This window comes from Collinsella sp. LCP19S3_B11 (assembly GCF_052121915.1).
GTDB lineage: Bacteria > Actinomycetota > Coriobacteriia > Coriobacteriales > Coriobacteriaceae > Collinsella.
Map to the genome: position 1 here is coordinate 26060 of NZ_JBQKDI010000005.1, position 26357 is coordinate 52416.

Genomic DNA, 26357 nt, shown 5'->3' on the forward strand with positions numbered 1-26357 from the left:
GCAATCCGGTTAGGGGACCGATATGATCAAGACTGTAATTTTTGACATGGACGGAACGCTGGTCGATACCGAGCGTTTGGGCATCAAGGCATGGAAGGCGGGCGCTGCCGAGCTGGGGGTCGCGATTGATGATGCGCTGATCCATCAGTTTATCGGCCGCACGCTGCCCGATGTCATGGACATCCTTGATAAGCATTACGGCAGCCATGAAACCACCGAGGCGATCTATGTTCGCCACAAGGAGATTCGCGACGAGATGGTCAAGACCGATTTGGAGCTTAAGGCCGGTGCCGCCGAGTGCATAGGCGAGCTGCTGGCTGCGGGCTATCACGTGGGTCTAGCGACGTCGTCGCGCCTCGCTACGGCCGAGCGCAACCTTAAGATGGTCGGCCTTTTTGACAAGTTTGAGACGGTGACCTGCGGCGAGGACGTCGTGCACGGCAAGCCCGACCCCGAGATGTATCTGCTTGCTTGCGAGCGCGCGGGCTTCGCCCCCGAGGAATGCGCCGTGGTCGAGGATTCACGCAACGGCTGCGTCTCGGGTATTACGGCCGGCTGCCATGTCTTTGCCGTCCCCGACATTGTGCCGCTGCCGCAGAATGTGGTGGATGGCTGCGAGGCCGTGCTCGATACGCTGTTCGACCTTGCGGCGGCGGTCAAGGCCGTGCGCTAGACAGCTGCGGCGTTGAAACGGGCAATTGCCCACATTTACGCTTAAGCATAAGGGGTCCGGCAATGGCCGGGCCTCTTTTGCTTAAGCTGCGTTTTGGCATACTGGTCGACGTGCTATAGATACGCGCCCAGGTTGATGGCGGTGGCTTCGGCTTGGCTGCCCGCCTGGGTACTGGCGCGCTCTAAGAGGAACGGCCGCACGAGTTCCTGACGGTTGATGTCCTCGGCGGCTGTGACCTCGGTGACGGTGCGTGCGGCGGAGCCGATACGGACGCGTTTGGTTTTTGTCGGCGCCGTGTTCTCGATCTGCTCCATGAGCAGCTGGACACCCTTGCGGCCAATCTCGTAGCCCGGGGGTGCTACGGTGGTGAGCGGTACTGCGCCGCTCCATGCAAGCGGGTTACCGTCGCAGCCGGCCACGCGAACTTGCTTGGGGACGGAGATGCCTTTGTCGATCAACGCTGAGATAACACCCGAGGCCAATACGTCGGTTAGGCCGATGACAAAATCCGGACGCTCGTCAGCAGAGCGCTCGGCAATCTGGGCGCCGATGCCGTAACCGTCGGCTGCGGTATTCCATTCTCCGGCGTCAATGACCTCAATTTTGATGTCGGGATGAAGGGCGAGGGCCTTGTGAATGCCAAGCACGCGCAGGGTGAGCTGCATAAATGCCGCTCTGCCCACAACGGTGATATGGCGTGCGCCGCGGGCAATGGCGAGCTCGGCGATAATGCGCCCCTGTGCCTCGTTATCGGCGGCCACGTAGTAACCGGGCTCGGAACAGTGGATGTCCAGATGGACAATCGGCACGGGCATCTTGGTCATGGCGGGGTGCCAATCGGGGGATGCCATGGGCTGAACCATGACGCCGGACATCTGCGTGCCCATAAAATAGCGCAGGTAGTGGTCTTCGAGGATGTCGTCGTTATCGGCGTTGGCGATAAGCAGGTCGTAACCGTGCTTGCGGGCCTCGTTATGGGCGCCGCTGGCAATTTGGAGCGAGAAGCCGTGGTCGAGACGGGGGAGGACCAGGCCAAAGGACTTGGTGGTGCCTCCTGCGAGCTGGCGGGCGCTTTGGTTGGGCAGGTAGCCAAGGCGATTGATGGTCTCGTTGATGAGTTTGAGGGTCTCGGGGCGCAGCTTTTCGGGATGGTTGAGCGCGTTGGATACCGTGCCCAGCGAGACCCCTGCCTCGCGCGCGACGTCGCTGATTTTTACCTTTGCCATAGCGGCCCCTTTGATGCGTTTCAAGTACAAGCCAGATTGTAGCATCGCCCGTCCCTAGGGTGTCAAAACCTGCCAATTAGGGACAGGTTTATTTTGACAGGTTTTATCTGGGGAAACGCTATTGCCAACGCGACTACCACGAAGGGGACAGGCACCTTTGTGGTGGTTTGGACCGGCTGAACGTGTGTGCATCGGGTGGTATCTAAGTTGAGATACCACTTCTGGTATATCAGCTTGCGCTTGCGTGAGTACAATACTCGAACGTTATACGTCTCAGCGCCCCTTGTGCGTGGACGTTTTGCAGTCACGCGAGCGAAGGGATTTATCCTATGTGCGGAATTGTCGGCTACACCGGCTCTGATATTGCAAAGAACATCCTTGTCACGGGCCTTAAGCGTATGGAATATCGCGGCTATGACTCCTCGGGCGTCGCGCTCGAGGTGGGCGAGGGCACGGCGGCTCACCTCGACGTCATTCGCCGCGTGGGCAAGGTCGCGGGCCTGGAGAGCGAACTTACCAATGTCGACAGCGACGCCACCTGCGGCATCGGCCACACCCGCTGGGCTACCCACGGCAAGCCCTCCGTTGTCAACGCCCATCCCCACACCAGCTGCGACGGTCGCATCGCCATCGTCCACAACGGCATCATCGAGAACTTTGCCGAGCTGCGTGAGGAGCTGGAGGGCCGCGGCCATCACTTTAAGAGCGAGACCGACACCGAGGTCTTTGCGCACTTGATCGAAGAGGCCTATGCCGAGACACACGACCTGATGGCTTCTGTGCGCGAGGCCTGCACCCACGTGGTGGGCGCCTATGGTTTGGCCGCCGTTTCTGCCGATGAGCCTGGCGTGATCGCCGTGGCCCGCAAGGACTCCCCGATTGTGGTCGGCGTCGGCGAAACCGGCTCCTACGTTGCCTCCGACGTGATCGCGCTTATCGATGCCACCCGCGATGTCGTGGTGCTCGAAGACGGTCAGTTTGCCAAGCTTACGCCCGCAGGCGTCGAGTATACCGACGAGGCTGGCAACGTGATTGAGCCCAAGCTTACCCATATCGACTGGGACCTGGATATGGCCGAAAAGGGCGGTTATCCCGACTTTATGCTTAAGGAGATCCATGAGCAGCCTCGCGTCGTGCGTGATACCCTGGTGGGCCGCATGACCCCCGCCGGTGAGCTCGATATCGACGAGCTGGGCCTTTCGCTCGAGGAGCTCAACGATATCGACCGCGTGTATGTGATTGCCTGCGGCACCAGCTACCATGCCGGACTTATCGCCAAGAACCTTATTGAGGGTTGGGCTCGTATTCCTACCGAGGTCGAGGCGGCAAGCGAGTTCCGCTATCGCAACCCCATCATCACGCCGACGACGCTTGTCGTGGCCGTGTCCCAGTCGGGCGAGACGGCCGACACCCTTGCCGCCATTCGCGATGCACGCATCAAGGGCGCCAAGGTCTTTGGCATCACCAACGTGCTGGGCAGCCCGGTGGCGCGCGAGAGCGACGGCGTTATCTACACCAAGGCCAACAAGGAGATTGCAGTTGCCTCGACCAAGAGCTTCATCGGTCAGGTCGTGAGCCTTACGCTTTTGGCCCTGCTGCTGGCGCAGGTTAAGTACCGTCTGACCACCAAGCAGGCGCGCATGCTGTTCCGCGAGCTTTCCGATACGGCCGAGCAGATCCAGTGGATCCTGGATACGCAGACCGAGGCCGTGCACGAGGCCGCGCTTGTCTGCAAGGACGCGCAGTCTGCACTGTTCGTGGGTCGCGGCATGGGCGCCGCCATTTCCTACGAGGGCGCGCTCAAGCTCAAGGAAGTCAGCTACCTGCATGCCGAGGCATATGCTGCCGGCGAGATGAAGCACGGCCCTATCGCGCTGATCGACCCGGGTTTCCCCGTTATCGCGGTTGCAACCAAAAGCGCAACATACGACAAGACGGTGTCGAACCTCATGGAGTGCAAGGCGCGCGGCGCCAAGGTCATCGTCGTTGCTACCGAGGGCGACGAGGAAATCAACAAGATCGCCGACTGCGTCATTCGCGTGCCGGCCGTCCGCGACGTATTCAGCCCCATCACGGCGAGCGTTCCGCTGCAGCTGCTCGCCCGCGAGGTTGCCATCCTGCGCGGTTGCGACGTTGACCAGCCCCGCAACCTGGCCAAGAGTGTCACGGTAGAGTAATCGAGTTCCTACGTCCTAACAACTAAGGCCCGGCTTCGTTGCAGCGGAGCTGGGCCTTGTTGCATTTGCCCAGATAAAACCTGCCAAAATAAACCTGTCCCTTTTTGGCAGGTTAGCGGAGCTTGCTGGTCTCGAAGTACTCGGGATATTGGTCCAGGACTTCGGTCTGGTTGCGGAACATCATATGCAGGTGCTTGCTGACCAAAAAGCTTGCCTCGATAGGATCGCGACCGGCGATGGCGCGGCGGATTTGCTTGTGCTCGTTAACAATCTCCTGATTGTCGAGCGCCTGCGTAGCGGCGCGCAGCCAGCGAAAGCGCTCCAGGTCGGCATTGGTCGCCTCGAGCCACGACCACACGGTGCTGCGGCACGCGATGCTAAAGATCATGCGGTGCATGAGGTTGTCGCTTAAAAAGAAGCCGATGCGGTCCTCTTCGGCCATGGCTTTTTCCTGCAGCGCGATGGCTCGGTCGAGCTGCTCGATGGCTACCGAGGTGGCACGGGCGCAGCACTCCACAATCACCTGCTTTTCCAGGTGTTCGCGAATGTAGCAGGCACTCTCGGCAAGGGTGAGGTTGATGGGCGAGACATAGGTGCCGCTTTGGGGCACGGTGCGCACTAAGCCCTCTTGCGCCAGACGCACCAGTGCCTCGCGCACAGGGGTGCGCCCCATATCTAGGTCGTCACAAAGCTGCTTGACGCCCAGCTTTTCGCCCGGCTTGTAGTCCAGGTAGACTATTTTGCGTCGAATGGTGTGGTAGGACTGGTCCTGTAGGCTCGTTTCCTGCTCGCCGACGTGCATCGATTCTTCCATAGTGCCTCGCAACTGTTCTATCACACTCATATGTCAGTTGTTAATTATGCCGCGAATCAGCTCTCCGCGCTGGGTAATTCGGTTGTTGCCCGAGAACTATTGCGGCATCTTAGTCTGTTTTTGCGTATGGCTGTGCTCGATGTTGCCGTATCATAAGCCGTCGCAAACGTGAAATAGAAAGAAGGAATCCCGTATGCAACTGGTAAATATCGTACGCGAGCGCTGGAAGGGTGTCTTGTTCTGCCTGATCATCGCCATCCCTGCGTCGTTGCTCGGCAAACAGATTGAGGTGGTCGGTGGGCCGGTATTTGCCATCCTCTTTGGCATGGTTCTGGCGCTCGTCTTTCCCAAGAATCGTCGCGAACAGCTCGCCGCCGGCGTCACCTATACGTCTAAAAAAGTCTTGCAGTACGCGGTTATCCTGCTTGGCTTTGGCATGAACCTCTCGCAGATTCTGTCCAAAGGCGCCCAGTCGTTGCCGATTATCGTGGCTACGATCTTGACCTCGCTCATCATCGCTTTTGTGCTCTGCCGCGTTATGAACGTGCCGGACAAGATCGCGACGCTTGTGGGTGTGGGTTCGTCGATTTGCGGCGGTTCCGCCATCGCCGCGACCGCGCCCGTCATCGATGCCGACGATCGCGAGATTGCCCAGGCTATTTCGGTCATCTTCCTGTTTAACGTTATCGCGGCGCTCGTGTTTCCAACGCTTGGAGGCATGCTTGGGCTGACCAACGAGGGCTTTGGCCTGTTTGCCGGTACCGCTATCAACGACACCTCGTCTGTAACGGCTGCGGCGAGCGCCTGGGACAGTATGCATCCCGGCGCCAATGTGCTCGAGAGCGCTACGGTAGTCAAGCTCACCAGGACGCTGGCCATTATTCCCATCACGTTGGTCCTCGCATGCTGGCAGATGCATCTGGCGCGCAAGGCCGGCGGCGACGCCAAAAACACGTTCTCCCTTAAGCGCGCGTTTCCCATGTTTGTGCTGTTCTTTGTGCTGGCGAGTGTGGTCACCACAGTGTTTCAGCTTCCCGCGTCCGTTACGGCGCCCATCAAGGAGCTGTCGAAGTTCTTTATCGTGATGGCCATGGCGGCTATTGGCTTTAATACCGATATCGTCGAGCTGGTCAAAAAAGGCGGCAAGCCCATCGCATTGGGCTTTTGCTGCTGGATTGGCATTGCGTGCATGGGTTTGGGAATGCAGCACGTGCTGGGAATCTGGTAGAGAAGTAGCCCATTTACGTGCTGGTTGCCGGTGGCCGCATCCTCGCGGTGGAGCGATAGGAGCTCTTGCGGGTATGGCTTGTCCGCAGGTTAATAGATCCCGAAGAGCTCTTATCGCCCCGCCAGGATGGCGATGCGGGGCAACACCTATACTCGCAGGACGACGCTTTCTGCCCTATAGTGTTTGGTGAGCAATATCGTTCAATTTTGAAACACTCGGTCGTGCGACCGTCGGCGGTTGTACGTCGCAGCGGACAGGGGCAAATCATGGATAGCGATGCCAAGCTGAAGATCTTGACCGATGCCCTAGCTGCTGCCGGGGCCTCGGCATTGGCAATCGATGCGCGTGGGGACGTCGCGATCTCGACCATGAATGACGCGGCGCTTGAGCGGGATGTGGCGGCTTTTGTCGCTGAGCGCCTCGACCGCATAGGAGACGGCGCGCGTCTGGTTATGGGGCGTGCGGGTACGCGCCTGAGCCTGACCGTTCGCCCCACCGACAAAGGGGGCGGGGGCCTTTGGGTCATCGTGGTCCGCGAGGTGCGCGCCGCCGCGGCGCATGCGGGCATCGAGTGGCTCAACGCCGACGAAGTTGAGGCCCGCTACGAATCGAGCGCATACGGCATCGTCGAAGACGCGGCAGCGGTCGCTGCCCCCGTACGGGAGAGCTATGCGCGCGGAGTGCCCCTTATGCTCGAGGGCGAGCTGGGCGCGGGACAGGATCAGATTGCAAAACGCCTGTACCTGGATGGACCCTATGCCGATCAGCCCTTTGTGTCCGTTGCGCTCGATGAGCTTACGGATCGCGGTTGGCGCCATCTGCTCAAAAGTTCCGAATCGCCGCTATTCCAAACGGGGCTGACACTTTGCATGGGCGGCTGGCATGCCGTTGGCCCCCAACGCCTGCGCGAGCTCGTGTCCGCAATGATCGACACGGCGCTCGCAACTCGTTGCCATGTGGTGTTGACGGCAAACGACATGCCAGGCGGCGGCGAAAGCGATCAGGCTGCTTTTGTAACCGAGCGTCTGGCCTGTGCAGTGAGTGTGGCGCCGGCGATTGCCGAGCAGGGCGGCGCGTCGGAAAAGGTTGCGCGCTATCTGGAGTATCTGGCAGATATGTTTGAGACGGCAACACCCGCCTTGTCGTCTGGGGCGGCAAAGACACTCGATGCCTATCGATGGCCCCGTAACTATCTACAGCTTCGTGAGGTTTCGGAACGACTTTATATATTAGTGAGGATGGGTACGGCCGAGCGGGCGGTGGCGGAGGAGGTGCTCGCTCAGGAGGACGTTATCAAGACCGCGACCTTTGGTGCCCCGACGCTCGATAGCGATCTGTATATCTTGCGCCCACTGGCCGATACCGAGCGCGATATCGCGCGGCTGGTCGTAGGTCACCTTCACGGCAACAGGACCCGAGCTGCCGAAGTGCTAGGCATAAGCCGTACGACCCTGTGGCGCCTGCTGAAGGACGACGACCGTTAAGCGAGGCGCCCGTGACCGCGCGCGGCGCGTGTGATACAGTCCAAAGCAGTATTGTTTCGACTGTGTTACGGCGTGCGGGGAGTATGGCGGAGACTTCAAAAACAAATCGGGTTCGAAAGCCCGCGGCGCCGGTCAACCGTCGCACGACTTCACGGACGTGGGGCAAAAGCGCCTCGGGGTTCGACGGCTCGTTCAAACGCACTAAATATGGTTATCCTTCGGCAAGCGCTCGCTTGGCCATGCAGGCCGAATCATCGCTGTGGGGCCGTAAGCGTGTGGTGGGGTCAAAGCTCAAGCACGATGGAACGCTCGGCTACATTAGCCGTGGCGCTGCTCGCCGTAGCGGCCTCAATCCCACAGGCTGGCATCGCTATGTTCCGATCGCGGTCGTTGTCGCGGTGATTGTCATCGCGCTCGCGGCGCTTGGTTACGCCGGCGGCGGGGCCAATCTGGACGCAATGTTTAAGTCGCCCGAGCTTGCGCATGCAGGCACAGAAGTTGTCGAGGGCGTTCAGACCCAGACGGGCGTCGCGCCCCAGCGCGGCCTGGTCGCAGCCGCTGCCACCATTGCCGATGCTCAAAAGGATGAAGGCGAACAAAAAGCAGAGGGAGCGGCACAGGCGAGTGATGGTGGGGCGAATTCAGCTCCAAATCAAACGGCATAGACCTGCCGGAACATAAAATAGTCACAGCTAGGTGCCGTTTTGAGCTATAGGCGAACAAAAATCTGCAAAATCGTTTCATGTAGAGCTCTTTAGTTACAATTTGAAGAAAAAAGCTATACTACTTATAAACTTGAAAATTCGTAAGCTGCAAGTTGAGGAGTACCCAACATGAAGAAGAGATTCATGGCAGCGCTGAGCGTGCTCGCTCTTGCCCTGGCTCTGCCCGTGGCCGCTTTCGCCGCCAACAGCCCCGAGAAGGTTAGCAGCCAGCCTGTCACGTCCAATGGCGTGACCGCAAATGCTACCGGCGTTGTCACCGGCAGCGATGCATGGCTTAATGTTGTCGGTACCGATACTGCCGCCAACAACGTTCCCTCTGGCTCCAATGTGGTTGCTTCTTTTGCGGTCACCCAATATAACACGAGCGGCCCGTACAACTTCACCTTTGCTCTTGGTTCTCAGTATGCAGGCGCCAAGGTGACCGTCTACATCCAGCATGACTCTGGTTCCCCCGATGTGAAGGAGCTTACCGCCGACGCCAACGGCAACGTTTCCTTCACGATGGACAAGCTCTGCATCATCTCTCTGGTTGCTCAGCCCACGAGTGGCGCCTCTGCTGCCGCTAGCACGACTGTGACTGCCGACAAGGGTGCTAAGTCCCCGGCCACCGGTGTGAACACCACCGCCGTTGCCGCCGTGGCTGCTGTTGCCGCCGCTGGCGCCGCTTGCGCTTTTGTTGCTCTTCGCAAGAACAACTAGTACGCATACGGTTTCAACCGTAAGATTTGAGGACCCGTACTTGTGCGGGTCCTTTTTTTAGCCGATTTACAGGGTAAGGGAACACCATGGCACAGCAGCCAGAGGGCAAGTATATGGACGTTCAGCATATGGACGACTCGGACAAAAAGCGTCGCGCCACGATACTCAAGGGCGTTTTCGTGGTGTTGTTACTGATCGCAGTCGGCTGCGGCGGCTACGTACTCTATATGAACCATCTGGAGCAGCAGCGCGCGCAGGAGATGAGTGCAACGGGCAAGCCTGCTACCAAGGTCGAATCGAAGGACAGGGAGCTGGCAGACAATCCCATCGACTTTGCCTCGCTTATCAAAGAAAACGCTGACATTTACGCTTGGCTCTATATTCCGGGAGCCGACATCAACACACCTCTACTGCAGAGTGCGACCGACGACCTGTTCTATTTGGATCACGACAAGGACGGTAAGTACGACGCGTATGGCACCGCGTTTAGCCAGATGGCCAATGCGCGTGACTTTAGCGATCCCGTGACGGTGATCTACGGCCACGTGAACGGCGGCGTGTTCCATAACTTGCATTATTTTGAGGATGCGGACTTCTTTAACGAGAATACCGAGTTCTTCATCTACACGCCCGGCCATATTCTGACGTACCAGATCGTTTCGGCCTACCAGTACGACGATCGCCACATCCTCAACTCATTTAACTTTGCCGATCCCGCTGTGCGCCAGGAGTATTTCAATACCGTCTGCAATCCCGACGCGCTCCTCAAAAACGTACGGGAAGGTATTGCGCTTGACGCGGATAGCAAGGTTGTGCAACTGAGCACCTGCATGCTCGATAGCTCGCAGGGCAACTCGCGCTATATTGTGAGTGGTGTGTTAACAAACGACCAGGAGACAAAATAGACATGAACCCCCGTGGCAAGCACTTTATCGATGCGGTGGATCCCGACGAAAATAGCCAGGAGAACACTTCCCAGCAACAGGTTTCCGATGTGGCGGAGCCTGCCAGCGCGCAGCAGGGTGCCGATGTCGATTCGGCATCTGACACACAAAATGGGGCGTCGAGCAAAACCGTGGGCCAGGCCGAGACTTCGGCGCAGGTTGCGGATGATGCACCGCAGCCTGCTGATGAGACCGAATGGCCTTCGCTCGATGAGGCGCCACCGCAGCGCCGTCGCCGTTCCCAGGAGTCGATTAAGCGCATCAAACGTCGTCGCCGCATCCGCACACTCGTGATTGTGTTGCTCATGATCGGCGCGATTGCTGCTGCCGGCTGGGGCTTTGTGAACCACAGCGTGAACCAAGGCAAAAAGAAGATCGAGGAAAAGGCCGAAAAGGTCATTAAGGCCAAAGGTGACACCATCACCTATAACGGCAAGAAGTATGCACTCAACAAGCATATGGCTACGGTGGCGTTTATCGGCTTCGATAATCGCGCGTCTGATGATGGCGCCAAAGAAGGCCAGTCGGATACCGTTATGGTTGTAGCCCTTAATACCGATACAGGCGAGGCCCGCGGCATCGTTATTCCGCGCGACAGCATGGTTGCCGTCGATACGTATGCGGGTGGTTCGTTTTCGGGTCAGGTGACCGAGCAGCTCTGCCTGCAGTTTGCCTACGGTACCGACGGTGATAATTCCTCGCAGCTGACGGCGGCAGCCGCTTCACGCGTACTCGACAATATCCCAGTCGACTATTACTACACGCTCAACATTGAGGGCGTGGCGCCTATCAATGATTCTATTGGCGGCGTGACGCTTGTGCCGACACAGACCGTGCCGGGTACGGCAGCGGTTGAGGGGCAGGAGACGACACTGTTTGGAATCTCGGCCGAAAAGTATGTGCAGTGGCGCGATACCACGGAGTTGACCTCGTCGCTCGATCGTACGGCACGTCAGGTGAGCTATGTGCAGGCGTTTGCGGCCAAGGTGCTCAACAGCGCCAAGAGTAATCCGGCTGTGCTGATTAACTTGTACCAGACGATGGGCGACTATACGTGGACCAATCTGGGCCTCGATGAGTTTAGCTATCTGGCGACCACGATGCTCGAGCACGGCCTGACCTCGTTTGATGTTGTGACGCTGCAGGGAACCATGCAGCAGGGCGACACCTTTGCCGAGTTCTACTTAGACCAAGACAACGTAAAACAGACGGTCGTCGACACCTTCTACCACCCGGTCGACTAATTTGTTCCGCCGTTCGGTAGAACGGCGGAACAAATTACCTAACATACACCACGTTGTCGCGGCGCGGCTTTGCCTCGGGTAGCGTGTCCTCGGCATAGCCCAGAATGCAGTTACCGACACCACGCAGGCTGCCGTCGGCGGGCAGGCCCCAGCTGGCCAGCAGCTCCAGGCCCTCGGGCGAGTCAAAGACCTCATGCGCGCGGTGAATCCAGCACGAATCGACACCCAGTGCATAGGCGGCGTTGAGCAAGTTGCCCATGGCGAGCGAGCCGTCTTCCAGATGTGTTGGCACGCTGCGGTCAACCAGCACCACCACAACGGTCTTGGCGCCATAGAAGGGGTCGCTGTTGCTGCCCATGACCTGGGCGTTGAGCTGTGAGAGACGCTCGACGGTCGCGGGGTCGGTGACGGCGACAAACGTCACCGGCTGGCGGCCCATGCCGCTCGGTGCATATTGGCCGGCTTCGATAATACGTGCAAGCTTTTTGGCCTCGACGGGACGATCGCTGTATTTGCGGCAGCTGCGGCGGTGAATGAGTGCTTCGATAGTCTCCATGGTGTCTCCTTGCGGTGGCGTTGCAGATGCCCCGTTCATACCCGTCGGGCTCAAACGATAGACGGTCATGTGCCCGGCAAAAGGATAGATTCCAATTGGGTAAGTAGGTTTGCATAAAAGTACCTTCAAAATGTGACAAGCCAATGGGATGGTTAAACGTTTTATCCCGTCTGCCCTGCGGTTTTTACCACTTGCCTAAATGACGAACGCATAACCTCTGATAAAGGTTTTACTAAAGGAGTACCAACGTTTATCAACGCGCCGTGGTGGCGCCGGGCCAGGAGGTAACTATCATGTTCCAGGCTGGAGATGTCGTCGAGACCGATTTCGAAGGATTTCTGAAGCTGCTGCGTTCCAAGACACGCGCTTTTGTGACGATTGACGATCACGAGTACTACATCACGCACACCGATGGCTATTGGCGTGTTCAGGATTGCGAGGCCCTCAACGATAAGGGCCACTTTACTGACTGCTCCGAGCTGGTCAAAACGCTCTGCGAGGTCGTCGAGCTGCCTTGGATCTGCGGCAAAAGCCTGCACGATAGCTTCTCGAGCGCTACGGTCTACGAGGCTGTCGCCGCTTAACAGGCAATGAAACCCGATTTTCACGTGACCGCTGGCGCCGCCCCCGCGCCGGCGGTCTTTTTCTGCCGATAGGCCATAAAAGCGTAGGCATTTGCGGAGAACCTGTTGACGATAGTCAAAGCTCGGACTAATCTAGAGACACGAAATTGGTCAAAAATCGGACAATCGAATGGTGGGATAGATGAATAGCGCGGTTACGCCGGTCGACTTCGACCGGTTGCTCAATAGACTCGACCATATCTATTCGGAGTTCTCGCGCGCCTGCGGCCTTTCGGACTGCGCTTACTGGATGCTCGTCGATACCAGCACGGCAGGCGGCAGTATTGCCGTAAGCCGTCTGACAAGCGAATGGTTCTACAGCAAGCAGACCATCAACTCGGCAATTAAAACCTTGACGGCGCGGGGCTTCGCAACGTTGGAGTTTGCCGAAGGCAGCCGTAAGAACAAGGTTGTGCGTTTGACCGAAGCGGGCATGCGGTTTGCCGAGCAATATGCGCTGCCGGCGCAAGAAGCCGAGCAACAGGCTTTCGAAGTGCTCGAGCCCTGGGAACAGCGCGAAATCATGCGCCTCATCGAAAAATTTTCCCATGCGCTCGGCGATGAGTGCGATGTCTTTAAGCAGCATATCGCTGCCGAGAATCAAGGTGAGGGTGAGTCGTGCGACTGTTAATGAGGTTTTTGAAGCCCTATCGAGGGCTTGTCGCAGTGACGCTGCTGGCGCTGCTGGTGGATAACGTCGGTACGCTGTTGGTTCCCACGATGCTGGCGAACATGGTCAACACCGGTATTACCACGGGCGATGTCGACTACATCTTATGCAACGGCCTATACATGTTTATCGCGACGAGCATGGCGAGCGGCGGCACGGTGCTGGGCTGCTATCTTTCGGCGCGTCTGGCGGCTAACGTGGCCTGCGACATCCGCAATGCCGTCTACGACAAATCACTCGAGCTGTCTGCCAGCGATTTTGAGCGCTTTGGCACCGGATCGATGATCACGCGCTCACTCAACGACATCAACGTGATTCAACAGGCTGTCCTTCAGACGATTCAGCTGGTGCTGCCCGTGCCGTTCTTGGCTGTGGCGGGCATCATCTTCGCCTGGTTTATCGATCCGGCTATGGGCGTGCTTCTGGGCGTCGTGGTTGCGATCGTGCTGGTTGCGGCGGTCTTTACGGTTGCCAATGCGGCACCGATTTTTATGCGCCTACAGGGCTTTATCGACCGCATGAACGTGGTGCTGCGCGAGAATATTGTGGGCGTGCGCGTTATTCGTGCTTTTAATAAAGAGCATCACGAGGAGCGGCGCCTGGACGAGGTGTTTAGCGACTACGCCGCCAACGCCATAAAGGTCAACCACCTGTTTGTGGGCCTTGACAGCTCCAGCTTCTTTTTGATGAACATCGCCGAGGTGGCGGTGCTGTGGGTGGGCGGTAACCGGGTGGGCGCCCATGCCATGCAGATCGCGAGTATCTCGGCGGTGCTGGAGTATGCAATTCTGATCCTGTTCTTTGTGATGATGGCCCAGATGGTGGTGCTGACGCTTCCGCGTGCTGCCGCGTGCCTGAACCGTGCGCAGCAGGTGTTGGAGATTGAGCCGAGCATCGTGGACGGCGAGCGTACACTGGGTGACGGGACGCCTGCCTCCGAGGACGATACGGATGCTGTTGCCGTGTTCGACCACATGTCGTTTCGCTTTGACGATGCCGACGAGGACACCCTGTGCGACCTGAGCTTTGCCTGTCGTCGCGGTCAGACGACCGCGATTGTGGGCTCGACGGGCTCGGGCAAGTCGACGGTGGCAAAGCTTCTGCTGCGCTTCCACGATGCCACCAAGGGCGCCATTCGCCTGGACGGCATCGACCTGCGCGAGCTTTCGCAAGATGAGATTCGCGGGCGCATCGCCTATGTGCCGCAGAAGGCGTGGCTGTTCTCGGGCACCGTGGCAAGCAATCTGCGCTTTGGCAACGAGGATGCGACCGAGGCGGACATGCTTCATGCGCTGCAGGTTGCCCAGAGCACCTTTGTGCTCGATCAGCCGCAGGGGCTCGATACTCCGGTTGCCCAGGGCGGTACGAACTTTTCGGGCGGCCAGCGCCAGCGTCTGGCAATTGCCCGTGCGCTCATGAAGCATGCCGATCTGTATATCTTCGATGACAGTTTTTCGGCCCTGGACTTTAAGACCGATGCGGCCTTGCGCCATGCGCTGCAGGACGAGACGCGCGACGCCGCGGTGCTCATCATCGCGCAGCGCATCTCGACGATTTTGCATGCCGACCAGATTGTCGTGCTCAAGGATGGCGAGGTCGTGGGCCTGGGCGCGCACGAGGAACTTATGGAAACCTGCGAGGTGTACCGCGCCATCGCGGAATCGCAGATGAAGGGAGGTGAGTAGCATGACCGAGGAGCTCAAGAAGCGCAGCGACGCTATCGATGCCGTCGTTGTGGACGCGGCCGAGGAAGCGGTCGAGCAGTCTGCCGCGTCGACCGAGCTGGATGCCGCCGCCAGGGCCGCGGCCGAGCGCGAGGCTCGTCGCCAGGCGCTGTACGAGGAAAACGAGCGTGCCGAGGACGAGCGCGCCCGTGCCGAGGCAGAGCGTATGCGCGACGTGGACGACGAAGAAGAGGACGAGACGCCCCGGGACACCTGGGCGACGGTGCGTCGCTTGTGGAGCGAGGCCGCCGGCGACCATTGGCGCTTCTATATTGTATTCGCGAGCATTGTGTTCTACGTCATCTTTAACACCGCCGCGCCGGCATATAGCGCTCATGTTATCGACGAGCTGTGGGGCCATATACAGGTGGCGTTTGCCAGCGGAACGACCTTCAGCATCACCTGGGATCAGTGCGGTAAGACCATCTTTGTCTACTTTTTGATCTGGACGGCCGCCGGATCGTTCTATGCGCTGCAGAGTTTTTTGATGTCGAGCGTCGCCGAGCGACTCAACCTGCGTCTGCGCAACCGCATCGCGCAGAAGCTCAGCCGCCTGCCGCTCGCCTACTTTGACGCGCATCGACCCGGCGAAGTGGTCAGCCGCGCGACCAACGACTTGGACAAGATGTCCGAGAGTATGCAGCGCGGATTGCTGCAGCTGCTGGTATCGATCGGTACCGTGACGGGTGCCATCATCATGATGTTCGTCTATAGCGTCAAGCTCACGTTGGTCTTTTTGGGCTTTACGGCGGTATCGTTGCTGGTGACCAAGGTGGTTTCGCGCCGAACGCATGATGTGACGGGCGAGCGTCAGGAGTGGGTGTCCAAAATCACGAGCGCGGTCGAGGAAGGCTATTCAGGCCGTTTGGTGATTCGCGCATTCAACCGCGAGCATCAGAGCTCTGCTGAGGTGCACGAGGCCTCGAGGGAGCTAGCGCGCGTGAGTACCAAGGCCGACTTTATGATCAATGCCGTCGGCCCTGCGGTTCGCTTTATCGGCCGTTTGGCGCAGATCGTGATCGCGCTGGTGGGCTGCAGCATGCTGGTCGCCGGCCACATGACCGTCGGCGTGTTCCAGGCGTTCTTCCAGTTTATCTACGGGGCGTCCGAACCCATGACGCAGCTGTCGTTCACTTTCAACTCGCTGCAGAGCGCGCTGGCGAGTGCGGAGCGCGTGTTCGACCTGCTCGATGAGCCCGAGATGGAAGCCGATCCACTGCCGGGTGAGGCTGCCAGGCTGCCGGGTCGCATTGAGGGCCGCGTCTCCTTTGAGCACGTGCGTTTTGGTTATTTGCCCGACAAGCCGCTTATGCGTGACGTGTCGTTTACCGCCGAGCCGGGCCAGAAGATCGCCGTGGTGGGAACCACGGGCGCGGGCAAGACCACGCTCATCAACCTGCTCATGCGTTTTTACGAGATCGATGGCGGGCGCATTACGCTCGACGGCGTGGACACGAGCGGTATGGACCGCGGCGAGCTGCGCCAGCAATTTGGCATGGTGCTGCAGGACGCCTGGCTATTCGATGGCACGATTGCCGAAAACATCGCCTACGGCTGTCCCGAGGCGACGCGCGACGAGATCGTGGCGGCTGCGCGCGCCGCGCAGGTCGACTTCTTTGTGCGTACCATGCCGCAGGGTTATGACACGCGGGTGGCAAACGATGCCGAGAGCATTAGCCAAGGGCAGCGTCAACTGCTGACCATCGCACGCGTGCTGCTCAACAACCCGGCGATTCTCATCCTGGACGAGGCGACGTCGAGCGTGGATACGCGCACCGAGCTCGCCATCGGCCGTGCTATGGATGCGCTTATGCGCGGGCGCACGAGTTTTGTGATCGCGCATCGCCTGTCGACGATCGTGGACGCCGACCTGATCTTGGTCATGGATCACGGCAACATTATCGAGCAGGGCACGCATAAGGAGTTGCTGGCTGCCGAGGGCGCCTACGCCGACCTCTATCTGAGCCAGTTCGCATAATGCGACATGGGGACGGCCCCCTTGTCGCATCGGAAATAAGGCGCGCCGGGGATAGATTCCCTGGCGCGCCTTTGCGCTGGCGTGAATGTTGTCATTGGCCGTCCGCGTCTAGCGTTCGTCCACAAGTTTGGCAACGAGGGCTTTGAGCTCGGCTACCTCTTGCTCGAGTTCTTTGACGCGGCGGGCGTTCTCGGTGATGCCCTGACGGTTGAGGGCGGACTGCTCGGCGGCATCGTCAGGCATGTACTCGCGGTGCTGCTTGGCGTCGAAGCTCTCCTCGAACACGCGGCAGCCGTTGCGCTTGATGATGCGTCCCGGCACGCCCACGACGGTGCAGTTGTCGGGCACGTCCTTGACGACAACCGAGTTGCCGCCGATTTTGACGTTGTTGCCGATGCGAATGTTGCCGAGCACCTTGGCGCCCGTGCCCACGGTGACGTTGTTGCCCAGGGTGGGGTGGCGCTTGCCGGTTTCGTTGCCGGTGCCGCCAAGCGTGACGCCCTGGTAGAGCACGCAGTTGTCGCCCACGATGGTGGTTTCGCCGATGACGACGCCCATGGCGTGGTCGATAAAGAAATGCTTGCCGATCTGTGCAGCGGGATGAATCTCGACCCCGGTGATGTGGCGGGTGATTTGCGAGAGCACACGGGCGAGCGAGCGATGACCGTGCTCCCACAGCCAGTGCTCGGGCACGTGGTTCCACTTGGCGTGCAGGCCAGGATAGGAAAGGAAGATGACCAAACCGTTTTGCGCGGCGGGGTCCTGCGTCTGGACGGTCTTGATGTCCTCGCGAATGGTATTGATAAAGCTCACCGGCCGCCCTCCCTTAGCGCCATGGCAATGCGATTCAATAAAGTATAGCGATTCGCTAGGGATTAGGAAGAATAATCTTGGCGGCTTTGCATGACAGGTGTCAGTTATGCAAACTTGCTGGTAATGGAGTCATGCTTTTGTGGGGTTGCGCACGAGGGGGCACCGCAACCGTATACTGGTCAACTTGGACGTATCCGCGCCCACAACTGAGAGGTTTTACTTCATGGGTTTCATCAATTTTATCGCCGAGCTACTCAAAGACCCGCGCACCGCGATTGCCAGCTGGATCGCCGCCGGCCCGCTTATGGCCTACGGCTGCGTGTTCCTCATTATCTTCGTTGAGACAGGCGTGGTGTTCTTCCCGTTCCTTCCCGGCGATTCACTGCTGTTTGCTTCGGGCTTCTTTGCCCATAACGGTGGCTTTAACATCGTGGCCCTGCTGGCCGTAGCATGGGCCGCTGCCATCCTGGGAGACCAGTGCAACTTTATGATCGGTCACTTCTTTGGCAAAAAGATCATCGCATCGGGCAAGGTCAAGGCCATGACGCCCGAGCGTATCAAAAAGTCCGAGGACTTCTTGGACAAGTGGGGTCACCTGGCCATCTTCCTCGGCCGCTTCTTCCCGTTTATCCGCACCTTTGTGCCCTTCATTGCCGGCATGGGCGGCATGCACTGGCGCAACTTTGTCATCTACAACGTGCTGGGCGGCATTACCTGGTCGACGGTCTTTACACTGCTGGGCTACTTCTTTGGTGGCATCCCCTTTGTGCAGGAGCACTTTGAGTTGCTGATCATTGGCATCGTAGCCGTGTCGATCATCCCGACTGTAGTCGGCCTGGTTAAGGCTAAGCTGGGCAAACAGAACGCGTAGGCGTCTAAAACCGATTGGTGCAAAAAGACCCGCCACTTGGATGACGGGTCTTTTTTGTTGTGGGAACGATATGTGGCGTTAAGTGCGAGGCTATTGGACCTCGCTCAGCTTCTGCAGAACGCGCCCCTGGACCTCGAGATAGTAAGCCTGATCCTCGGCGGACAGCGAGCTTTCATCGACGCTGTCAAATTTCTGCGACCAATCGCTGTACTGCTGCATCATCGATCCGTAGTCGGCAAGCATCGAAGCGGTGTCGTCGGACGATTCGTACTTCTTCATGAACTCGACGTAGCTGTTCATAAACTGTTCGTAGCCGTCCATCATGGCACGGAAGTCAGAAGAGGATGCGGCCGGTGCGGTTTCGGTCTGCGAATCAGCGGCTGCCGCAGCGGTATCGTTGGCTGCGCCTGTCTGCTCGCTGCTGTCCTGCGGCTTCTCGAGCTCGATGTCGAGGGACTTTGAGCTGCTGTAGTAGGACAAGGTCAGTTTTGCTCCGCTGGGTGCCGTTGCCTCAAAATCATCAGTGCCTTCGCCCGAGAAATCGGTATAGCCGGCTTCTTTGCAAGCTTCGACGTAGCTATCGTAGTCGGCTTGTGAGACTTCTTTCAGCGTTGCCGAGAAAGATTCGGAGCTGTTCTCGTATATCTCGCCCTTGTTTGTCTTGGGCTTGGGCAGTTCGGTCGCGAGACCGCTGCTGGGCCAGGTGAATGTTTCGACGGTTTTTGAGGGGCCCGAAGAACTGCAGCCGCCCACACAGGAGCTGATGCGTGCCGCGATAATCAGGATAACGAGCACTGCCAGAACGATCGGCCATTTTTTCTTACCTTTGGGCGGCTTGCCGTCAGGCGTCGACACCGTTTGGGGGACGCCATTATCCCTGCTGCCCGAAGCTTCCCAATCCATAGTTGTTCCTTCCCTCGATATGGATGACACTGCTTCGAATTGTGGCTGTGGGCTGCGGGGATTTCATCAGCTGCCAACTGAATCTGGTGAGAAATTCAGTTGGCAGCTGATGAAATTATTTGCCCGGTGTTTAGGATGGGAGGAAAACGTTGGACGGGGGATGGCGGCGTGGACGAGTACAATCTGGCACCCGGCGAACTCATCATCATGCAGACCTCGAATGTGCGCTTGGGCGTTGGCTCTGGTAGCGAGGCTCTCGATGAGATCGTTCTTACAAATATGAATCTAATCTTGGTCGCAACGGTCTCCGAGGGGCTGTTTAAAACTCGACGCTATCTCAAGCGCTGCCCGCTCGATTCGATTCTGTGCTCGACGGATGTCCCCCAGGCTATCGCCGCACGCGTGAATAGTACGCCGGTGCTGCGAGTCGCATTTTCGGAGGAGACCATTACCGTGAGCTTTACCGAAGGCGCAAGCGCCTTGCCGACCGTTGGGCCGAAAGCGTGCGCCGCGCGGCGGCGGGCAACATCGATGCCATCGATACTTCAGAGCTTCCCTCGGGTACGGCGGCAGAGATTGCAGATTTTGTAGACGGTGCCGTGGGCGTTGTCGGGGCAGTTGGCGACTCCATTGGCAGTGCCTTGGGTGCTTCTCTGAAGGCGCAAAAGCCTCATGCCGAGAAGATGGCCGCAAAGGTGACAGCAAAGTGTCCCGGATGCCATGCGCCCGTCGCGGGGCGCAAAGGCCAAGGCGTTGTTTGTTCGTACTGCGATACCAAGTTTGTGCTGTAGGGTGAGGTAATCGTGGGTATTGTAAATGTTGCGATTGACTCGCTTGGCGGCGTCCTTGCCGATCAATGGAAAGATATTGTCACTGCCAGTCATTTTGACGAGCACGTTGTTGTCGCCCCGGGGGTGCGTAAGGTTGGGCAAAACGGGCGTGGCGGAAACTACGGATCGAGTGACGTTCTGTCCAACGGCTCGCTCATTTTTGTTCCCGAGAACACCGCGGCGTTTATTTTTAGTCAGGCGGGCATCGAGCAAGTTATAACGGAGCCGGGCGGTTTTGAGTATCGCGACGGCGAGGCTTCGGTTTTTGATGACCACGACCGTGAGGAGCAAGGCGTCCTCAAAATGGTCCTCGGACAGGCGGCGCGTCGCGTCGGCTATGCGGGTATGTCACCGTCGCAGAAGCGTGTGGCGTTTGTCAATCTGCGCGAAATCCGCGGCATCAGGTTTGGCACGCGTGGACCGCTTGCGTATAACGACTTGTTTTACGGCGCGGATCTTGAGGTCTTCGCGTATGGTCAGCTGTCGCTGCAGGTGGTGGATGCCGAGCGTTTTATCAGGAATTTTCTTCCTGCGAACGTCTATAGCTATTCGTTTGACGACCCGCGCGCACGGAGCATGCTGATTGCAGAGTTTCTGGCTTCGCTCATCGTGGCCACGAATGCCATGTCGTCCGAGGTCCGAATTTCGCAGCTGCCGTCACACGTCAACGAAATTCGCCATATGATCCTGGACGAGGGCGATAACGCGGGGTCATGGCAAGATCGCTTTGGCATCAAGCTTGTGCAAGTCGCCATCGAAAACATTGAATTCTCCGATGAATCGCGCGAGCTTATCAAGAGCTATGCGAAAAAGAAGCTGGATGTTAGCGCTTACGAGGGGGTTTCTAAGCAGGCAGCCGATGTGGCGGCTCAGCAGATGATTGCCGAGGGCGTACGCGAGAACGGGTTTGGCGCCGCGGGAGGCATGGTGCTCGGCATGGGGCTGGCGGGAATGCTCAACCCCCGTAACGCTTCTGTAGAAGGCGGCGCGGGTGCGGTCTGTACGCCGGATACGACGGAGCCCAAGGAGGCGCCAGGGGGTGGTGCCGAGTCCGCTCGGACGCTTGAGGATCAAATAGAGGCCGTTAAGAAATTCAAAGAGCTTCTCGATGCCGGGATTTTGACGCAAGAGGAGTTTGATGCCAAGAAGCGTGAGATTCTAGGGCTGTAGAAGTATGGAAGGGCCGGCGCGATGCCGGTCCTTCTTTGTGCTGCGGAATTATTCGCGGTGCCCTCCGGTTCTACCACTGGGCGGCGTAGATATCGCAGCTTGCGTGCGGGGGCGGATTGTGGACATCGACCGAAACGGGGGTCGTGGAACCGACGGCGGGGCAGTCGGAAAAGTTGTTATAGCCAGCAACGATGTTGCCCTGCTTGTCGCGCAGGATGGCCGATAGGAACACCTGGGTCTTATCAAAGCCGCTCGGGGCGCTTTGGAGTTTGAGCTTTGCCAAGAATGACTGCATGCCGTCTGTCCCAGCGGATTCGGTACTATCGAAAAATTCGTACACCGGCGCTTCGGTGGCGGTGGCAAGTGCAACGCCGCTGGGTGTGACTGCCTCGAACTCAACGCGCGCGGGAGCGGTGCCATTTCCCGTCTGATCGCCAAAGTAGACGGTCTGGCCGGGCTCGATGGCGCTGTAGGTTTTCTCATCCGTAAAGATCAGGTTATCGTCCGCATCGTATCCGGAGACCTTAATGGTGGGAAATGCGATAGCGGCAGGGCCGACGGAGTTTTTAAGGCCGATGCCAAAATGGACGTACCCGTGCCCATCAACCGACCAGCCTGATTCCGCAATCGAGAGCTCGGCGGATAAACGGTTGGTATTGCTTGCCGAATTTGCTTTTTTGGATGTCGAAACGCCATCAGACTGGCCGGCTTGCGATGAGGACGTGGGCCCGTTGTTGCTTTCTCGGTCGGCGTGGAATGTCGAGATGGCAATCGCGCCGACTGCCATCAGCCCGGCAAGCATCGCGGTGACGAGTGCCAGTTTTAGCAACAAGCCGCCAAAGGTCCGCGTCCTGCTTTTGTCTGGATTGCGCTTAGGCGCATGCGTACCCGCTGCCATTTGGGCATGGTCGGCATGCCCATCTGTGCCAGAAGATGCCCTGTCGTTTCCCGGTCGAGACAAGCCGGCGAGCGCCCCTGCCATCTCTGCTGCAGACTGAAATCGCGCGCTTGGCTCAAACGAGCAGGCGCACGTGATGGCATGGGCGAGCGTCGCGGGTGCATTATCAAGATTCTTCTTAAGAATCTGCTCGTAAGCCTCGTCATCGGGCCGGACACCCGTAAGCGCAAAGCCAAGAACGCGTCCGATGGAGTAGACATCACTTCGCGCATCGGTCTGGGCAAAGCCGTATTGTTCGGGCGAGGCGAACCCCCAAGTTCCGAGGGAAGTCGTGTCCTTGCTTGCCCCTTCGACGCGCATGCGGGCAATACCGAGGTCGATGAGGTGCGCGCCGTTCGCGGCAACCACGATATTGTTGGGGGAAATGTCACGGTGGACGATACCGTGTCTGTGGAGCTCCTCGGCCGCCTCGCAAAGCTCGATGCCAAGCGATGTCGTCTCTTCCGGCGTCAACGGCCCATCGGTTTCGATAACTTTGGAAAGCGGCCGACCCGGCACAAAGTCGTAGACGACAACAAAGTGCTCGGGTAGTTCGTAGGTCGCCTCGACGCGGGGAAGGCGGGGCGAGCTGCATTCTGTGAGTGCCGACCATACATTGCGGCGGGCAAGCTCCTGTCGAATCTTCTTTCGCACGAAGGGACCGGCTCCGTCAATCGTGACGAGTTCGGTAATGCCGTCTTCGCCGCGTGCGAGCACCTGCTCGACGCGATAGGTGTCGTCAAGGCTCATGGCATGCATGAGTTGGTTGTCGTTCAAGCCGTCCTCCCTTCATGGTAGCTGGGCAAATGCCCCAAAAATAATATGCCAACGATTGTTCTGTTTGTTCAGTTGGCAACTGAATCGCGTATGGAGACGATAGAGCCGCGGGGCTCGCGCGGACGTGGCGTTTATTTGAGTGGGTTGGTTCCCAGAAGCGTTTTTTCACCCAGGCGGTAGAGCTCGTCGTCGGTGCACGCTCGGCTCATGCCGCGTTCGATGCACCAGATGACGATGGCGTCGCGGCGATCCTTGCACCAAAGCTCGGCGACGCTATCGAGTCTCAGAAGGCGCTGCGTCTCTCGAAGCGTGCAGCCGATACCGAGTGCCAACATGATGGCGTGGTCGCGGCCAGGGCGGCTTTTGCCGGCAAAGATGTCGTACACAACGGTCGGGTTAAGGCCCGAGTTGCGTGCGACGTCCGAGCGCTTGATGCGGCGCTCGTCGATGAGGCAGCGCAAGTACGAGGGAAGCGTTTGGTCGACGGTTTCGCCTTCGTCCAGATAGGCGTCGATGCTCGAACTGGCCAACAGCCGCTTGAGCAGGTCTTCCGTCAAGTGTTCGCGTTTGTTCTGAGTTGCCAAGGGGGCTCCAATCATCGTCTCGACTTAGAGTATATCGATAGGGCGGTCGCGGGGCGCATGGGGCGAGTGGACGCCGCGGCTTGGAGGACGCCTATTGACCCTGGTGAATTCCGAAGCAAATGAAAATACTTTACTTAGTTAAAGAAAAACGTTTTATCCGACGCGCGCGGGGAGTACAATCTCGTCCATGCGAATCGACGTGCCATCGGCTTCGATGTTGCCCGCGTGTCCCGTCCGGCTCTACGCTCCGGGCGTGCGACGTTGCGACACGGTCGGCCTCGGTCCTTGCGTGCGGGTTCGCGAGTATGCAACTGTGTATGTAAGGAGCGACATATGACTGTCGAGAAGAAGGATATCGATTGGGGTAGCCTCGGCTTTGGCTACATGAAGACCGATTACAGCTACGAGGCTCATTGGAAGGATGGCGAGTGGGACGAGGGCGGCCTGACCACCGATCACACCATGCATGTCTCCGAGTGCGGCGGCATCTTCCATTACTGCCAGGAGGTCTTTGAGGGCCTGAAGGCCTACACCGCCGAGGATGGCAGCATCGTCTGCTTCCGTCCCGACATGAACGCTGAGCGCATGTATAACTCTGCCCAGCGCCTCGAGATGCCCCCGTTCCCCAAGGACAAGTTCGTTGAGGCCGTCAAGCAGGTCGTTTCTGCCAACGCCGCCTGGGTTCCGCCTTTCGGCTCCGGTGCGACCCTGTACGTGCGTCCGTTTATGATTGGCTCTGGTGACGTGATTGGCGTGGCTCCTGCTCCTGAGTACACGTTCCGCATTCTCGTGACTCCGGTCGGTCCGTACTTTAAGGGCGGCCTTAAGCCCGTTAAGCTGCGCGTTTCCGAGTATGACCGTGCAGCCCCGCATGGCACCGGCAACATCAAGGCCGGCCTGAACTACGCCATGTCTCTCAAGCCCACGATGGAGGCCCATCGCGAGGGCTATGCCGAGAACCTGTATCTTGACTCCGAGTCTCGCACCTATGTCGAGGAGACCGGTGGCGCCAACGTCCTGTTCGTGAAAGAGGACGGCACCCTCGTCGTTCCGCAGTCGCACACCGACTCGATCCTGCCCTCCATCACCCGTCGCTCGCTCGTTCAGGTCGCTCAGGACCTGGGCATGACCGTTGATCAGCGTCCCGTCGAGTGGGCCGAGGTCAAGGCCGGCACCTTTGTCGAGTGCGGTCTGTGCGGCACCGCTGCTGTTATCTCCCCGGTCGGCGAGATTGACAACAAGGTATATGGTGCCGACGAGACCGTGACCTTCCCGGCTGGCTGCACCGAGATCGGCCCTGTTATGAAGAAACTTCGCGAGACCCTGACTGGTATTCAGTCTGGTGCTGTCGAGGATAAGCACAACTGGGTTTACACCGTCGCGTAAGCTGTCTTGTACGTTCGGCCCGAGGGCGACCTTCCTTTCCGGCGCGTCCTCGGACATGAAAGAACCCCCGCTGCGCACTACGTGCGGCGGGGGTTCTTTCATCCTGCGGAGTGCGCCTGGGTGTGGGCTCCATAAGGAGCTTGGCCCTAGTGACCCCGCGCAGTTCTGTAGGAAAACCGCGCACCAGGAAGAGGTGCGTGCGCGGTTTTCCGGTTGCCGCTCGCCTGGGGTGGGACGGGGCGTACATTTTTGGGAGTTTTCAGCAGCCGGGTGCGCATGCATACGGGATTTTGGGCGAAAGTCAGGCGCCGTGAGCCGCATCCTGTAGAAAATGAGTGATCCCTGAGGTGCTGAGGGCTCAGAATCAGGGTTTTCAACGCGGTTTTGTGGGCCCATTCCTGTTCCTTTGGGCTCCAGGATGCTGAAAACTCCAAAATTTGCACGCCGCCCTCTGGGGTACCTGTGGGCAAAAAGCAACCGTCCCGCCGAAGTATGCATTCGACGGGACGGTTTATGCGGTTTATGTATATAGCCGATTCAGGATGCGTTGCCAACTTGTTAGAACTTGACGGTCGGGGCCTGGCGGGCGGCTTCAACTGCCTCGAAGCCCTGGCGCTCCTTAAACTGGAAGATGCCGGCAAAGATAACGGCCGGGAACGTCTGGATGGCGTTGTTGTAGCTGAGCACGCAGTCGTTGTAGCTCTGGCGCGCGTAGCTCACCTTGTTCTCGGTGTCCTCGAGCGTAGCCTGGAGCTGCATAAAGTTGGTGTTCGCCTTAAGGTCGGGGTAGGCCTCGGCCACGGCAAAGAGCTGGCGCAGTGCACCGGTCAGCACGTTGTCGGCTTCCATTTTGGCCTCGGGGGTGGTGGCGCTTACGGCGGTGTTGCGCGCGTTGATCACGGCGGCGAGCGTGTCCTGCTCGTGCTTGGCGTAGCCCTTGACGGTCTCGACCAGGTTGGGGATCAGGTCGTTGCGGCGCTGCAGCTGCGTGTCGATGTTCTGCCAGGCGTTATCGATACGATTGCGCTTGGTAACCATGTTGTTGTAGATGCCAGCGATGGCGCAGACGATCACAACGACAACAACGATACCGATGATGACGGGAAGCATGATGTCTCCGTTTCGAATGGCAGCGGCGTTTTGCGCCGGCCGTTGTTGGTATAACGTATCTAGTATACCCGCAACCTTTGGCGGTGCCGAACTTTCCGGTAAGCGTTTTGTTTCAACCAGGGAGGGGGCGCCAATATCGAACGGGTGGTACAGGTGTAAGATATGCGACAAATTACGGAATGCTGTCTACGCCTTGAGGATGGCGATACGG

24 protein-coding genes are annotated in these 26357 nt (G+C 58.7%); 16 read left to right on the top strand and 8 right to left on the bottom strand.

Going from position 1 to position 26357, the window contains the following annotated elements:
- The first annotated feature begins 22 nt into the window (after positions 1-22).
- Entirely contained in the window at positions 23-673 is a 651-nt protein-coding gene (locus ACTQV4_RS04180; protein WP_441555001.1) for an HAD family hydrolase, read from the top strand.
- Positions 674-786: 113 nt separating this feature from the next.
- Here ACTQV4_RS04180 and ACTQV4_RS04185 read toward each other — a convergent pair whose 3' ends face one another.
- Positions 787-1899: a LacI family DNA-binding transcriptional regulator gene (locus tag ACTQV4_RS04185; RefSeq protein WP_441560479.1), complete on the bottom strand. Its 1113-nt coding sequence runs from the start codon at positions 1897-1899 to the stop codon at positions 787-789.
- A 329-nt stretch (positions 1900-2228) separates the two neighbouring features.
- Here ACTQV4_RS04185 and glmS point away from each other — a divergent pair, with 329 nt between their 5' ends.
- Complete coding sequence (gene glmS, locus ACTQV4_RS04190) at positions 2229-4076, top strand: glutamine--fructose-6-phosphate transaminase (isomerizing) (RefSeq protein WP_427794357.1); 1848 nt, start codon at positions 2229-2231, stop codon at positions 4074-4076.
- A 112-nt stretch (positions 4077-4188) separates the two neighbouring features.
- Here glmS and ACTQV4_RS04195 read toward each other — a convergent pair whose 3' ends face one another.
- The gene (locus tag ACTQV4_RS04195; RefSeq protein ID WP_441016618.1) at positions 4189-4890 is read right to left on the bottom strand and encodes a GntR family transcriptional regulator; all 702 of its coding nucleotides are present in this window, start codon (positions 4888-4890) and stop codon (positions 4189-4191) included.
- A 193-nt stretch (positions 4891-5083) separates the two neighbouring features.
- Here ACTQV4_RS04195 and ACTQV4_RS04200 point away from each other — a divergent pair, with 193 nt between their 5' ends.
- From ACTQV4_RS04200 to ACTQV4_RS04225, 6 genes are all read left to right on the top strand, one after another.
- Positions 5084-6118 carry a YeiH family protein gene (locus ACTQV4_RS04200; RefSeq protein WP_441560481.1) on the top strand — a complete coding sequence of 345 codons (1035 nt, stop codon included), beginning with the start codon at positions 5084-5086 and terminating at the stop codon, positions 6116-6118.
- 266 nt (positions 6119-6384) lie between these two features.
- On the top strand, positions 6385-7602 hold the full coding sequence (locus tag ACTQV4_RS04205; protein WP_441560483.1) for a helix-turn-helix domain-containing protein: 1218 nt from the start codon (positions 6385-6387) through the stop codon (positions 7600-7602).
- Between the two features lie 239 nt (positions 7603-7841).
- Positions 7842-8267 carry a hypothetical protein gene (locus ACTQV4_RS04210; protein ID WP_441569377.1) on the top strand — a complete coding sequence of 142 codons (426 nt, stop codon included), beginning with the start codon at positions 7842-7844 and terminating at the stop codon, positions 8265-8267.
- A gap of 168 nt (positions 8268-8435) precedes the next feature.
- The gene (locus ACTQV4_RS04215; protein WP_441560487.1) at positions 8436-9026 is read left to right on the top strand and encodes a hypothetical protein; all 591 of its coding nucleotides are present in this window, start codon (positions 8436-8438) and stop codon (positions 9024-9026) included.
- Positions 9027-9112: 86 nt separating this feature from the next.
- Entirely contained in the window at positions 9113-9931 is an 819-nt protein-coding gene (locus ACTQV4_RS04220) for a class B sortase (RefSeq protein ID WP_441560488.1), read from the top strand.
- Positions 9932-9933: 2 nt separating this feature from the next.
- A complete protein-coding gene (locus ACTQV4_RS04225) occupies positions 9934-11214 on the top strand; it encodes an LCP family protein (RefSeq protein WP_441560489.1) in 1281 nt (426 codons plus the stop codon).
- Positions 11215-11248: 34 nt separating this feature from the next.
- Here ACTQV4_RS04225 and ACTQV4_RS04230 read toward each other — a convergent pair whose 3' ends face one another.
- Positions 11249-11770: a nitroreductase family protein gene (locus ACTQV4_RS04230; protein WP_427794362.1), complete on the bottom strand. Its 522-nt coding sequence runs from the start codon at positions 11768-11770 to the stop codon at positions 11249-11251.
- Positions 11771-12063: 293 nt separating this feature from the next.
- Between ACTQV4_RS04230 and ACTQV4_RS04235 the strand changes: the two genes are divergently transcribed.
- The 4 genes from ACTQV4_RS04235 to ACTQV4_RS04250 all read left to right on the top strand — a co-directional run bounded on the left by ACTQV4_RS04235 (position 12064) and on the right by ACTQV4_RS04250 (position 16765).
- On the top strand, positions 12064-12354 hold the full coding sequence (locus tag ACTQV4_RS04235) for a CDP-alcohol phosphatidyltransferase (RefSeq protein WP_441560491.1): 291 nt from the start codon (positions 12064-12066) through the stop codon (positions 12352-12354).
- A gap of 181 nt (positions 12355-12535) precedes the next feature.
- On the top strand, positions 12536-13024 hold the full coding sequence (locus ACTQV4_RS04240; protein WP_441041392.1) for a MarR family winged helix-turn-helix transcriptional regulator: 489 nt from the start codon (positions 12536-12538) through the stop codon (positions 13022-13024).
- Positions 13024-14748 (top strand): ABC transporter ATP-binding protein, encoded by a 1725-nt coding sequence (locus tag ACTQV4_RS04245; RefSeq protein WP_441560524.1) that lies wholly within the window; start codon positions 13024-13026, stop codon positions 14746-14748. The genes ACTQV4_RS04240 and ACTQV4_RS04245 overlap by 1 nt, the downstream gene beginning before the upstream one ends.
- A 1-nt stretch (position 14749) precedes the next feature.
- On the top strand, positions 14750-16765 hold the full coding sequence (locus ACTQV4_RS04250; protein ID WP_441560493.1) for an ABC transporter ATP-binding protein: 2016 nt from the start codon (positions 14750-14752) through the stop codon (positions 16763-16765).
- 108 nt (positions 16766-16873) lie between these two features.
- Here ACTQV4_RS04250 and cysE read toward each other — a convergent pair whose 3' ends face one another.
- Entirely contained in the window at positions 16874-17578 is a 705-nt protein-coding gene (cysE, locus tag ACTQV4_RS04255; RefSeq protein WP_370450655.1) for a serine O-acetyltransferase, read from the bottom strand.
- 223 nt (positions 17579-17801) lie between these two features.
- On the opposite strand from cysE, the gene ACTQV4_RS04260 reads away from it, so the two are divergent.
- Positions 17802-18449, top strand: coding sequence for a VTT domain-containing protein (locus ACTQV4_RS04260; protein ID WP_154517831.1), 648 nt, complete (start codon positions 17802-17804; stop codon positions 18447-18449).
- Positions 18450-18539: 90 nt separating this feature from the next.
- On the opposite strand, the gene ACTQV4_RS04265 is transcribed toward ACTQV4_RS04260, so the two are convergent.
- Complete coding sequence (locus ACTQV4_RS04265) at positions 18540-19352, bottom strand: DUF6591 domain-containing protein (protein WP_441560495.1); 813 nt, start codon at positions 19350-19352, stop codon at positions 18540-18542.
- Between the two features lie 135 nt (positions 19353-19487).
- On the opposite strand from ACTQV4_RS04265, the gene ACTQV4_RS04270 reads away from it, so the two are divergent.
- Complete coding sequence (locus ACTQV4_RS04270; protein WP_441569378.1) at positions 19488-19943, top strand: hypothetical protein; 456 nt, start codon at positions 19488-19490, stop codon at positions 19941-19943.
- Between the two features lie 212 nt (positions 19944-20155).
- On the top strand, positions 20156-21352 hold the full coding sequence (locus tag ACTQV4_RS04275) for an SPFH domain-containing protein (RefSeq protein WP_441560498.1): 1197 nt from the start codon (positions 20156-20158) through the stop codon (positions 21350-21352).
- A 70-nt stretch (positions 21353-21422) separates the two neighbouring features.
- Here the strand turns inward: ACTQV4_RS04275 and ACTQV4_RS04280 are convergent, their stop codons facing one another.
- Complete coding sequence (locus ACTQV4_RS04280) at positions 21423-23066, bottom strand: serine/threonine-protein kinase (protein WP_441560499.1); 1644 nt, start codon at positions 23064-23066, stop codon at positions 21423-21425.
- Positions 23067-23197: 131 nt separating this feature from the next.
- Complete coding sequence (locus ACTQV4_RS04285) at positions 23198-23650, bottom strand: helix-turn-helix domain-containing protein (RefSeq protein ID WP_138340479.1); 453 nt, start codon at positions 23648-23650, stop codon at positions 23198-23200.
- Positions 23651-23983: 333 nt separating this feature from the next.
- Here ACTQV4_RS04285 and ACTQV4_RS04290 point away from each other — a divergent pair, with 333 nt between their 5' ends.
- Entirely contained in the window at positions 23984-25036 is a 1053-nt protein-coding gene (locus ACTQV4_RS04290) for a branched-chain amino acid aminotransferase (RefSeq protein WP_427728837.1), read from the top strand.
- A gap of 558 nt (positions 25037-25594) precedes the next feature.
- Here ACTQV4_RS04290 and ACTQV4_RS04295 read toward each other — a convergent pair.
- Positions 25595-26146, bottom strand: coding sequence for a LemA family protein (locus ACTQV4_RS04295; protein ID WP_441041402.1), 552 nt, complete (start codon positions 26144-26146; stop codon positions 25595-25597).
- Positions 26147-26357: the final 211 nt, after the last annotated feature.